This is a genomic window from Enterococcus sp. DIV2402 (assembly GCF_017426705.2).
Lineage (GTDB): Bacteria > Bacillota > Bacilli > Lactobacillales > Enterococcaceae > Enterococcus_F > Enterococcus_F lowellii.
This window is the reverse complement of the sequence record NZ_CP147251.1, coordinates 1816629-1829267: the sequence shown is the minus strand read 5'-3', so window position 1 is coordinate 1829267 and position 12639 is coordinate 1816629. Positions and strand designations below refer to the sequence as shown.

The following is a 12639-nucleotide window of genomic DNA, read 5'->3' as shown; positions in this document are numbered from 1 at the left end:
CACAAAAAACTCCTGTACTATAAGAATAAAGGGATGATTTACAATAAGGAATAATGAAACAATTCAGTTAGAAAGGATAGATTATGAAAAAAACACTAATTACGCTAGCAATCTCTGTGGTGACTTCGCTTATTCCTTCAATATTGATCAATTACAATCTTTTAGAAGAAGCAAAACAAAGTGAGTTCTTGGTGACATATTTTATCGTTTGGACAATTGGTTTTATTTTTGCTTTACTCATTATTACTGATGTTTTATCTATCAAAGAAACGTTTTTCTTTTAATCAGAAAAAAATACATTTCTACAACGGCTATTATTAGAAAAGAACGGCTCACCAATGTTAGTTACAATACGACTGAAGGCGGTTATGGTGGGTTTCGTCAAAAACAATACAAGCTAGAATATCACGACAAGCAAGGAAATCGCTATACGCCTACTTACACAACTGGTCGATCTGAATCACAATTTGCTAGTCTCTTAGGTTGGAAAGTTGGAACCAGCCTTAAAATCTTCTACTCTCCGAAAAAACCAATAAAAGCAGTTATTGATAAAGACTACTATAAAAAAAGAGTGAAACAAAAACGGCAACAAATAAAAGATGATTGGAATAAAAATTACTAAAAAAACATTCACATAAATCAAATCTAAACAAAACAATCCGCACGATAGAGTGAGCTGATGTCGCCAATTCACCAGAATTAGCGATCCTCACCCGCTATCGTGCGGATTGTTTAATATTATATTATACAATTCTTATTCTTAAATACGTTCTAATTCATCAATAATTTTATGAGCCAGTGACTGCATTGTTTTATACGGAATCGAATAACTAATTATTTCTTCACAACAAAACAAGCTATCGCTGAATTTTCCATTTTTCTCCACATATATCTACGTATACTTCAATTGATGAAAATATGACTTTTTCTAATTCTTTACTCAATTTATTTGGTGTAAATACAGTCTCCCAAATATAGAATTCTTTGTAATTATTCGCATACAAAAGTAGACGTTGCTCTAAATAAATAGTAGAAAGCGAAAACAGTTCAACTTTTAGTAGTGCATCTGACGATGATTTAGAAGAACTCTTCTTAATAGTAGAACTTTAACCACTCCAAATAAATTGCTTTATCATACAACAACTTTTTACGAAGAGATGAAACAGTTTTTCGAAGATTGAATAGCCACTTTAGAATTAGAAGATGATCGAAAAGTAATCAACGATGAACGTGAATCTAATGGTAACAAGCTTCTTCATCACCTCTCTCCCAATGATGAAGAAGGTATCCAAAATGTTGTGGTGGTTGTCACAAAAAATTAAATTATCAGTATTATAAAAAAGCTTATTTCCTCTATCTTGGGAAATAAGCTTTTTCTTATTAGTCTTTTACGGTAAATGCCATGCCATTGGTTACAATAACAGGGGTTTCAATTGTATAACCACTGTCTATGATTTTATTAATATCAAATTCCATTAATAAATCACCTGTTTTGATTGGATCGCCTGCTTTGACTTTGGGTGTAAATCCTTCACCTTTTAAATTAACCGTATCAATACCAATATGAATCAATAATTCAGTACCTGTCGTTGATTTCAAGCCAATTGCATGATACGTATCAAAAATCATTTCCACTGTTCCATCAAATGGTGCATAAACTTTTCCTTCTGTTGGACGAACGGCAAAACCATCACCTAATAATTTTTGGGAAAACATTTCATCTGGTACTTCGCTTAAATCAATACGCGATCCTGGAATTGGTACATAAATTTCTTGAACTTCTGTAGCCACTACATCATTGTTTGTATCTACAGTAGTTGCTGTTTCAGTAGCTACAACTTCTTCTTGGTTTCCAATTCCTAAGATCATTGTTAAAACAAATGCACCTACGACAGCAATGACTACGCCAATGATAATGTGAATGAAGCTTGTTGCCGTGTAAGTAGATACTGCTAAAATTCCTGGAAGTGCAACCGCATTGCTATACGCTTTGAAAATACTCATGTATGCTGCCGCAACCCCAGCAGAAAGTAAGGCTGCATAAAAAGGTTTTTTATATTTTAAATTATATCCATACATTGCCGGTTCTGTAATTCCTAAAAATGCTGTAGTTGCAGCTGTGAATGCACCCGTTTTTTCTACTTTGTTTTTCAATTTGAAAGCAACCGCAAATGCTGCACCTGCTTGGGCTAGGTTTCCTGCTAATAAAGCTGGAATGATGACTGTTTTTCCAGTCTCTGCAACTTCTTGTACCATGATTGGCGTAATTGCATAGTGCATCCCAAACATAACCAGTACAGGACGCATTGCTCCAAGTAAGAAGGCTCCAACGAATCCACCGGTGTTATATAACCAATTCACACCTTGCGCAATATAAATACCTAAATAAGAACCAATTGGACCTAAAGCACCTAATTGTAATGGAACCATGATTAATAATGTCAAAAGTGGTACTAATAAAATTTTCAACATATCTGGGATAGCTTTTTCAATCCATCTACTAATATAACTCATAATCCATACAGCAATAATGATTGGGAAAACTGTTGATTTATAATTAACGAACAACAATGGTAACCCAAAGAAATCTAACGCACGAATTCCAGTTTCTGCTGCTTGTAACGCACCATTTTGAATGGTTGGGTACATATATGCAGCTGCTAACGCAATAGCCATATATTCATTTGTTTTGAATTTTTTAGCCGCACTTACCGCTAGGAAGAATGGTAAGAAGTAGAAAATTAAATCACCAGTCATTTGCAACAATTTAACGATATCTGAGTCTGGTGAAACTAATTGAAAACTAGTTAAAATAGCATTGACAGATTGAACCATACCACAACCAATCAAGATTGGTAAGGTTGGACTAAAAATTCCCGCAATTGTTTCAATCAGTAGGCCAAATGATAATTTTTTCTTTTCAGTTGGTTCTTCGCTGTCACCACCGTTTTCTGGTAGCATTTCTTGAAATTCTTTGTACACTGCCGCCACTTTGCCACCTAAAACAACTTGTAATTGTCCACTACTAAATTGAGCACGAATCACATCCGGTAGTTTATCCAATGCTGTTAAGTCAGCTTTCTTATCATTTTTCAAGTTAACTCTTAAACGTGTAGCACAATGGGTGGCTGTACTTACATTCTCTTTGCCACCGATGAGTTTTAATATTTCTTTTGCTAGGTCTTGATTATTCACAGTGATTCGCCTCTCTCTTCAATAATCGTTTGATACCAATAAAAACTTTTCTTTTTAATTCTACGCATATCTTTTAAATCGTCATTATCACGATTCACATAAATAAATCCATATCGTTTATCCATTCCTTCACGACCACTTACCAAATCAATAAATGACCATGCACAATAACCAATTACAGGATATCCTAAACCAATACAATCTTTAATTTGTGCTAAATGATTATGAATGTACTCAATGCGATAATCATCTTCCACTTGTTCATCCTTCAATTCATCATGTGCACCTAGCCCATTTTCTGTAATTAACACTGGTAATTGATAACGATTATAAAAATCCATAATTGCCAATTTCATTCCTTCTGGACAAATATTCCAGCCCCAGTCTGTTTGAACAATATTCGGATTATCTGTTACTGTGTAAACACCTGGTTCTTCTACGATAAAAACAGATTTTTCATGGTACGCAATTGCATCTTGTTGACTTGCTGCTACTGTTTGATTTAAGTAATAATTCATACCTAGAAAATCTGGTTTATTCGCTTTCATCAATTCTAAATCTTCTTCAAAAATTTCTGGTACTACATCGCGATCTTCCATATATTTCCAATGAATTGGAGAAAAACGTCCACGACAGTGTAATTCAGTAATGTAGAAAGTAGACAATTCATTAAATTCCATAGTTGCAATCACATCTTCTGGTTTATTGCTATTTGGGATACCATACATTGGATTGATAACTGGACCGATCTGTGCATGCGGTAAAACTTCGTGACAAAGTTTAATCACTCGTGCTGTTGCGACACACATATTGTAGTTGACTTGCTCAGCTAGTTTTAAATATTCTTTGCCATCTATCTCTTCTGGAAAACCTAGGCGACTTGGAATTTTTAACAAGTGATCTTGTTCGTTAATAGTTAACCAATAGTTCACTCGATCGCCGAAATTCTCAAATAAAACCGCCGCAAATTTTTCAAAATCTTCAATCGCTTCTCTTGAAGACCAACCACCGTAAGCATCTACTAACGCTTGTGGGTATTCAAAGTGATAAATTGTGACAATTGGTTCCATGTCATTATCCACAACTTCTTGAAGTAATCGATCATAAAATTCGATTCCTTTTGGATTAACATTTTTTCCATCAGGCATGATTCTAACCCATGAAAGAGAAAGACGATATGCTTTTAATCCTAATTCTTTCATTAGGGCAATATCTTCTTTGTAATGATGGTAATGATCGCTGGCAACTGAGAAATCAGTAATGCCTTCTTTTTTAGGTTGTAAATCATGAACCGCTACTCCGCGACCGTCTATATCAGCTGCTCCTTCTACTTGAAAAGCAGATGTGGCTGCACCAAATAAGAAGTCCTCTGGAAATTGTTTGATTCGCTTATGATACATTTGTATTCCTCCTGCTTTTTATTAAAGTAGTTTTCAACGACTACCTCTAACTATCCATCTGATTGATTTTCCAAATGAAAACAGTTTCTTTATATGTATAATAAAGCACGACAAAAAAAAGAACCATTCACTCTTTTTCCAAAAAAAATGGAAAAAGAGTGAACGGCTACGCTTCAAGTAAAAGTGGACGTACGACTTCAAAAAAAGAATGTAAATTTTTATCTTGGACACAATAATTCGCCACAACAATTTTTTTCAAAAAATGATCTTTGTAAAAAACAGGATGGGTCAATGTATAGACATGAATGCTACTTTTTTGAGTAAATGCCGCAAAATAGCCGACATTTTTATCCATAACTAAATCATACACGTGATAATTACCCAGTTCTTCTTTTTGAAGAATCTCAAACAACGCTTTCTTTTCTGTCACTTGGGTAATCGGTAAAAGGTATTTTTTTTCGTTTGCTGCTAATCTTCTTTGTCGTTCTTTATTTAAACATCCTGATAAATAAAGCTTTACCAATTCTAAATCAGTATCGACAAGTATTTTTGAAAGCAATAACGCTTTAGAATTTTTGACAACAATCGGTAATTCTGTAGTCAATACCATCAGCACATCTTTTTGTAATTCTGATTTATGCGCTTCATAATAATATTGTGGATACACCTTCCATGATATCTTAACATCTAAGGGCAACTGTTCCAATTTTCGCAAGCTATCATGAATTAAACTTGGGGTACTATCACTTATATATAAGATGTCTTGTTCCTCAGGTTTTTCTTCTATAAAGCCGGCAAAATATGGAATAATGTAAGAAATTTCAGACTCTGGTATATCTAATTGAAAGATTGGTAAAAAGTAATCACGAATTAACTGCGCAGTGAGCGGATAACTCGTGTTAATCATTCGTTTTTCAAAATTAGCCACGTCATTATCATTCTCTTTTCGAATTTTCAATTTGTGCATGTGTAAAACAAAGCTTTCTTCTTGTTTCTCACTCATCTCCACTCGAATACCAAACTCGTCTAATAGTGTTTGACAGAAACGTTGAAGTTGCTGCTTCAATTGCTCGTTGTAAACAACTTCTCGGTCAGTATCTAACACATTCAATTCATTTAATTTACTTTGACAACTCCATAAATCCGCTTCTGTTAAAACAACTTATAACTCTTTTTGGATGGTAAGTGCGATTTCATTCATCAGATTGGACACAGGTAAGGGACTTGCTTCATCTTCTAACGTAAAACCTTGCTGTTGACGAATAATCGTAATCAATAAATAGTGATAAAACGTCGTAAAAGCTAAGCCCGATACATAATAATGATGTTCTACCATTAATGTTTGCAAAATATAATACAACTTTTGCATAAGCTTTTCCAAATCGATTTTTTCATTTAATAAGGGTAACGTACTTGTATTTAAAAAGAAATATTTCGCTAAAAAGTTTCTTTTTTGTCGTTCACTCCACGGAATTTTTAACCCTTTGACTGGTGATACTTCAATATATTTTCGCAAACGCCATGATTTATCCATATGTCGATTTAACATTGATTTTGAAAGAAACAAGCGATTCGCCAACGTTTCCATGCTGATATAATCTTTTTCATACAATAAAATCATCAAAATTTGATTCGTTCGGTCTTTATCGATGTATTCTTCTAAATTATTTTGAAAAGACGCTTCAATTAATTCTTGGGTTTCTGAACTAACGAGCGAAAGCCAATAACCTCTTCTAGCTGAATATTCAATCTGTTCCTTAATCGGAAGAATCTGATTAATTTCTCTGATTTCTTTTTTTAATGTTTTTTCCGAAATATGTAATGCTTGCATTAAAAAAGACGCTTGAATGCCACCTTCTATACTGGAAATATAAGACAAAATCAATAGTTGACGATACGTTAACATCTATCATCCTCCTTTCTTTCCAAAGAAACGTTGAAAAAAACCGCCCTTTGTTTCTTCAGCTACAGATGTTAATTCAGCACTAGCATCGGTGAGCTGTTTTTGAAAAATCAAATTATCTTGTAGTAACAGTTCATTCAACTCTAAAATCCCCTGTAATCCAATCAAGGTGCGTCGGAGTTCGCCTTCTTTTTGACCAAAAAAATCGCCATCTTCTGCCTCTAACTGTTGTATGTTATGAATCAGTGTTCGAATGAATTGATTTTGCTCACTTAATAACACCGAAATTGCGGTTGATTCAACTGACCTAGGCGTTGTTTTTTCCACATAATCTGTTACGAGAGATAAACTATCTACATAGTCACGAAGCTCAAAAATAAATAGTTGGTTCTCTTCTTTTTTCATCAATGCTGTCTGCTGACTTAATTGGTTTTGCACTTGACGTAAGCACCTTTGTGAGTCACTAAGATTCTGTACTTGTTCTTTTAAGGTCATATTTTTTCTCCTATATTTTAGCTAAGTTCATGATAGTCATTCTGTGATGGTTCCATGTGTGTGTTAAATCGTTTTCAAGAATAGATTATCCTCTTTTACAACTAATTGCAAGAAAGCTCTCAATCAAATAGACTTATTTTAACACAACAAAAATAACTTTAAAAATCTTGTATATAAACAAAATTTTTAAAGTTATTTATCTGAACTGAATGGTTTTCAAAATGAAAAAAACTGACGACTAGCTATTCTTGACCTAATGTTTGTAAAATAGTCATCTTTCCATATAATTTTTCTAAACGAGCAAATTCTGTTTCGTCATAGAAATAACATTTTCCTTGAGTAAATTCTTTGGCTACTTCCAATACAAAACGTACCGCTCCTGCAATATCAATTTCATGATTAGCTCCTGTGCCACAACCAGGAACTGCTGATTCAGCTGTTAAAGCTAATCCAACTACTGGTGCATTCGTAGCAATGGCTGGTTGCAAGATACTATTGATATGATACACATCGTTACCATAAGGTGTGATGTCTTGCATTGTAATAGGGAATGTAACAGGTGCCTGACCTGTCGTCATACTCATTAAACGAAGTAAATCATCCGAGATCCGTAAAATATAGCCTTCTTTAACCGTTGGTGAAATAGCAAAACCACGATGATTAATCACGTTGTTGCCTTTTGTTGCATCAATCGAGATAATCGCATCCATTTCTGGTAAAATCTCGTATTCATTCATATCGGACATTTCAACAGGAGAACCCATAAAATCCACGGGTTCATGTGGTTGAGTTGGTGCATCTGGACAAATATGCGTTGTCACGATAATATCACCGGCTACTTGATTGCCTTTTTGATACATGTCCGTCAATTTTAATGCTGAAGCTAAAGCACCAATAGCTCCGTCGGCATCAGAAACTAATCCAATTCGGCTTGGATGGGCGGCAATGCCACCTAACCGACCAATAATTCCTAATGTTGGAGCGGTTCCACCTGTACTTTTTCCATCGGAACCTTCAATGAAGATCTTTACAAAGTCCGTTGACCCTTCTGCTCCTTGAAGAGTCGTGCTAGTAGCAGTAATTCCTTCAATTCCTTGAAACGCCTGCAACGCCTTTTCTCCAGTAATTTTAGGATCATCTAATAAATCAATGATTTCCATCACTTGTTTTAACATGTTGCTCCTCCTTTTTGTATGAATACAACCTGGTTTAAAATGTATGTTGAACATATTCAAATAGTAATTCGTTACTTTGATATACCGGCAGTCCGGTTACCTGAATCACAAAGTCACTCATGTATCGACTATAGCCCATACAATCTAGAATAATTGCTTCAGCACCAGCTTTTTGCAAATAATTTCCTGCCTTTGCAAATGTCTCTTCTGAAAAGTCATAAGGTGAAGCAACAGCAAAAATCGGATTTAATTGATTGGTTTGCCATTTCTTCCCTGCTGCTTCTATTTGAAGTGCAAGCGGAAGCATTACTCCCAGTTGTTGTTTGCCAAATTTTTGCTGAATATACGGTAATAAAATTCGCTCAGGTTCAACTAAAATAGCTTTTTTAGTAGTTAGTTTTTCAAACTCAGCGGTACACAATACGACAATCACGTCGACTCCTTGGGTTTCCAAATCGTCAATTTTTTGTTGCATTCGCGTTTGTACTTTTTCTTTTGACATGCGAATACTCTGTCCATTGCAAAAAGTGCTAACAACGACTTCTTCATTGCCTTGTGGAGACAATAAATTTTCTGCCCCTGTCATAGTTAAGCCATTTAACAATCCATCTTGTTTGACGTTTGCAGACTTTTGAAAAAATGTAGCAAACGAATCAGCAATATCCAAACGTGGTGCTTCACCGATTGTGACAAATACAATTTTTTTCATCGAATCGCTTCCTTATGCTTTTTGGATGATATCTTGAACATAGGGTAAAATTTCAATGCCTAAGGTTTGTTCAATCCGTTCATAACCAGAGGCTTCATACATACCTGCTCCTAAAGCCAATTTTTGGTAAGGCACTTGCAGGACAAAAATTTCTTGCTCTGCTTTTAATTCAGCTGTAGTAATCGGTAAGCCTGTTGCTTGGTCAAAAGACATCAATAAATCAGGGAATGTACTGGTACGTTGGCCATTTTTATCTAATGCCATATATTCGTTCCAAATATACAATACATAGTTATCCTCTTGTTCTTGAACCGTGAATTTCCCTATATCTAAACCACCAGACATAGTTAGTTCAAAATCTTGCACCTTGCCTTGGCATACGATAGTTCCACCAAGATAATTAGCGGCATTTTCTACTTTTTCCAATGGTGTCGTTCCTTGTAAAAAAGCATTTCCAACTTCATACGATTGCGTTAAGGTATTCAACGCAGCATTTTTTAAAATAAATTCTTTACTAACAGGATTTCTCGCAACAACGACTAGTCCCCCTGCTTCGACTGCTGCTTGCCGAACTAAAGTTGATGTGGCATTAACTGAACCTTGTGTGACTAATTGGACTGCTTTATTAGTTGTCGGATTTCCACCAACAGCTGATTGCTGAGTCACATATCCTGGTGTTTCAGCTAATCCCATCGCCCCCATCGTTCCCAATGGATGTGCTCGTCCATTGCAAGAGGCATCCACCATTGGTATTCCTTTCAAAGCGGCTGGGATAAAAGCGTTAAAACTAGAACCGCCACCCATTTCATTGGTAATTAAAGCATCCACTTTAAGGCCATAATTTTTTTCTAAAAGGTCGACGATTTCTACATAATTTTCTACAACGACATATTGTTCAGTTGCAGAAGGAGCTCCTACAGCGGAAATTGTCAACACTGTGGCATTTTCTGGTAAGTCTTCCACTGCAATCACTTCTGGTGTATGCCCATCCGCTAAAGAACTTTGTGCGTTTTCAATTCCGTGGGCCATACCACCACCACCGCCACCACCTAAAATCAGACCACCAATGGCAAGTGCTTCAATTTTTGATTCATCTATTTTTAAAACCATGTCAACCTCCTACTTACTTTGTGTTATGGTAGTTCATTTTTCAATCGATTAACTCCTTAATCGATTTAGCCAAACGATCTTAAATCACAATACTATCTAAATATTCTTGTTCCGCTGGTTCAACTACAGGAATTGATTTTAATAATTTTTTCGTATAGGTTTCTTGGGCGTGGTAAAAAATTTCTTCCACATTGCCTTGCTCAACTAGGTTTCCTAATTGCATGACAATGACATCATCAGAAAAGTTTTTCACCAAGGCTAAGTCATGAGTGATGAATAAATACGAAAGCTGATATTTTTCCTGTAATTCTTCTAGCAAACGAATAATCTTTGCTTGCACAGAAACATCCAGTGCAGATGTGGGTTCGTCTAAAATAATCAATTCAGAATCTAAAGCTATCGCTCGCGCAATTCCCACCCGTTGTTTTTGACCTCCGCTTAACATATGAGGATAGCGATCTAAAAAGTCCAAGGGTAATTCTACCACTTGAATCAATTCTCTGACTTTCTCTAATCGCTGCTTTGCATCTCCATATTTATGCACAAGTAAAGGTTCTTCGATAATTTGGCGAATAGTCTTACTTGGATTTAAAGAAGATGTGGGATCCTGATGAACCATTTGTATTTGTTTATGAAAAGCTTTAATAGCCTCTTTTCCTTTAATTTGGCTAATATCGGTTCCATTGAAAAGAATTTTTCCAGCCGTAATGCTCTCAAAACGCATAATCATTTTTGCTAATGTCGTTTTTCCGCTTCCTGATTCACCTACCACCGCCAATGTAGAACCACGTTTCATCGTAAAAGAGATATCATTCACAGCATGAACGATTTTCTTTTCTCCACGATTTTTCGTTTTGACGATAAATTCTTTTTTCAATCCTTGAACTTCTAAAATTGGTTGATTATCCACTAGCTTGTCTCCTTTCCTAAACAAGTTTTGGCAACGCCGCTAATAAATCTTTCGTATAGGTTTCTTTTGGTCGTAAGAAGACATCTTCTGTATTGCCTTCTTCAACAACTTTTCCATACTGCATGACGTAAGTTCGTTCACCCATTTCTTTAGCGACACCCAAATTATGTGTAATGTACAACATCGAGATTCCTTCTTCTTTGACTAAACGCTGTAATTCTTTATTGATACTATTTTGAACCGTTACATCTAAAGCTGTCCCTGGTTCATCAGCAATTAATAGCTTAGGTGTATGGATAAGTGCAAGCGCAATTACTATACGTTGACGCATCCCACCGCTAAGTTCAAAAGGATAACGCTCCAACAACCCTTCTGGATCAGGCAAACTCATTTTATTAAGTAACTCAATTGCCCGTTCTCGAGCTGCTTGTTTTTCTTCTTTTGAAGGTTTACCAAACCAACGGCGGGCGCGTTTTTTCCCTTGATATAAATAAACATTCATCATCTGCTCACCAATGGTAAACACAGGGTTTAATGCTGTCATTGGATCTTGAAAGACCATCGAAATTTCTTTTCCTCGAATCTCACGCCAATCTTTTTTCTTATTCTTCAACAAATCTTTTCCTTTATAAAGGATACTGCCACCTGTATAGAGTGTTGGTGGCGTTTTAAGTAATCCTAAAATGGAACGAACCGTGATTGTTTTGCCACTGCCAGATTCACCAACAATGGTGACCAATTCGCCAGGTTTTAAAGAAATATTGATATTGTGTAATGTTGGCACCTCTTCTGGTCCATTTTTAAAACTTATTGATAAGTTTTTGATTTCTAATAAATTCTCTGTTGTCATGTTTACTCCCCCTTAGTCTACTCTTACGTCGAAGAAGTCTCTTAATCCATCGCCTAAAAGATTGAATCCTAGCACTGTTACTAAAATTGCTAAACCAGGAAATGTTGTTTGCCACCACATTGTCGGCAAATAAACTCGCCCTTCAGCCACCATTGTTCCCCATTCAGGAGCGGGTGGTTGTGCACCTAACCCTAAAAACCCTAAACTCGCACCAGTCAGAATAACAAATCCAATATCTGTAGAGGCTTTAACGATAATTGTAGATAAACAGTTTGGTAAAATTTCAATAAAGGCGATGCGCCATTTACTAGCACCTATTCCTTCTGAAGCTAAAATAAATTGTTCATTTTTTATCTTTAACGTTTCTGCTTGAACTAATCGTGTAAACCATGGCCACCAACCAAAAGAGATAGCTACCATTGAGTTAAATAAAGAGGGTTCCATAATTGCTGCCACAGCCATCGCTAAGATAATTGATGGAATTGATAAAAAAATGTCTGTCAAACGCATGATGACAGCATTAACTTTTCCACCCCAAAATCCAGCAATTAAGCCTAACGGGACACCAATCCCAATCGCCACAGTTAAAACAACCACACCCATGATTAAAGAATAACGTGCACCAAATAATACACGACTAAAAATATCTCTTCCTGCTTCATCTGTCCCAAAAATATATTGACTACTAGGCGGTTGATTCATTAATGAAAAATCAATCGAACCAGTGACATCGCTTGGATGAGGAGCGATAAAATCTGCAAAAATCGCAGCAAAGACTACTAATGCTACAATAATCAATCCAACAAGCGTCAATTTATTTTTTAGGAGTTTCCGGATTTTCCCAGGAGCTTTTCTTTCTTTTACATTTGCTTCCATATGAACCTCCTATTGT

At 35.7% G+C, this 12639-nt stretch carries 13 protein-coding genes; 2 read left to right on the top strand and 11 right to left on the bottom strand.

Annotated features, from left to right (window positions below; genetic code table 11):
• Positions 1-83: 83 nt before the first annotated feature.
• Together DOK78_RS08835 and DOK78_RS15770 are read left to right on the top strand one after the other, a co-directional pair.
• Positions 84-284, top strand: coding sequence for a hypothetical protein (locus DOK78_RS08835; protein WP_339076092.1), 201 nt, complete (start codon positions 84-86; stop codon positions 282-284).
• Positions 257-622 carry a DUF3592 domain-containing protein gene (locus DOK78_RS15770; RefSeq protein WP_422389694.1) on the top strand — a complete coding sequence of 122 codons (366 nt, stop codon included), beginning with the start codon at positions 257-259 and terminating at the stop codon, positions 620-622. Before DOK78_RS08835 ends, DOK78_RS15770 begins: the two co-directional genes overlap by 28 nt.
• A gap of 758 nt (positions 623-1380) precedes the next feature.
• On the opposite strand, the gene DOK78_RS08830 is transcribed toward DOK78_RS15770, so the two are convergent.
• The 11 genes from DOK78_RS08830 to DOK78_RS08780 form a co-directional block, all read right to left on the bottom strand.
• Positions 1381-3195: a beta-glucoside-specific PTS transporter subunit IIABC gene (locus DOK78_RS08830; RefSeq protein ID WP_207940698.1), complete on the bottom strand. Its 1815-nt coding sequence runs from the start codon at positions 3193-3195 to the stop codon at positions 1381-1383.
• Positions 3192-4595: a glycoside hydrolase family 1 protein gene (locus DOK78_RS08825; protein WP_207940699.1), complete on the bottom strand. Its 1404-nt coding sequence runs from the start codon at positions 4593-4595 to the stop codon at positions 3192-3194. Before DOK78_RS08825 ends, DOK78_RS08830 begins: the two co-directional genes overlap by 4 nt.
• A 166-nt stretch (positions 4596-4761) precedes the next feature.
• Positions 4762-5700: a PRD domain-containing protein gene (locus DOK78_RS08820; protein ID WP_207940700.1), complete on the bottom strand. Its 939-nt coding sequence runs from the start codon at positions 5698-5700 to the stop codon at positions 4762-4764.
• A gap of 57 nt (positions 5701-5757) precedes the next feature.
• On the bottom strand, positions 5758-6501 hold the full coding sequence (locus tag DOK78_RS08815; protein WP_207940701.1) for a helix-turn-helix domain-containing protein: 744 nt from the start codon (positions 6499-6501) through the stop codon (positions 5758-5760).
• 3 nt (positions 6502-6504) lie between these two features.
• Positions 6505-6993, bottom strand: coding sequence for a hypothetical protein (locus DOK78_RS08810; protein WP_207940702.1), 489 nt, complete (start codon positions 6991-6993; stop codon positions 6505-6507).
• Between the two features lie 242 nt (positions 6994-7235).
• Complete coding sequence (locus DOK78_RS08805; RefSeq protein ID WP_207940703.1) at positions 7236-8168, bottom strand: DUF1177 domain-containing protein; 933 nt, start codon at positions 8166-8168, stop codon at positions 7236-7238.
• A 34-nt stretch (positions 8169-8202) separates the two neighbouring features.
• Positions 8203-8877 carry an AroM family protein gene (locus tag DOK78_RS08800; RefSeq protein WP_207940704.1) on the bottom strand — a complete coding sequence of 225 codons (675 nt, stop codon included), beginning with the start codon at positions 8875-8877 and terminating at the stop codon, positions 8203-8205.
• 12 nt (positions 8878-8889) lie between these two features.
• Positions 8890-9987, bottom strand: a complete 1098-nt coding sequence (locus tag DOK78_RS08795) for a DUF917 domain-containing protein (protein ID WP_207940705.1) — start codon at positions 9985-9987, stop codon at positions 8890-8892.
• A gap of 79 nt (positions 9988-10066) precedes the next feature.
• Positions 10067-10897: an ATP-binding cassette domain-containing protein gene (locus tag DOK78_RS08790; protein ID WP_207940706.1), complete on the bottom strand. Its 831-nt coding sequence runs from the start codon at positions 10895-10897 to the stop codon at positions 10067-10069.
• Between the two features lie 16 nt (positions 10898-10913).
• Positions 10914-11747 carry an ABC transporter ATP-binding protein gene (locus tag DOK78_RS08785; protein WP_207940707.1) on the bottom strand — a complete coding sequence of 278 codons (834 nt, stop codon included), beginning with the start codon at positions 11745-11747 and terminating at the stop codon, positions 10914-10916.
• A gap of 12 nt (positions 11748-11759) precedes the next feature.
• Positions 11760-12623 (bottom strand): ABC transporter permease, encoded by an 864-nt coding sequence (locus DOK78_RS08780; protein ID WP_207940708.1) that lies wholly within the window; start codon positions 12621-12623, stop codon positions 11760-11762.
• Between the last annotated feature and the right edge of the window lie 16 nt (positions 12624-12639).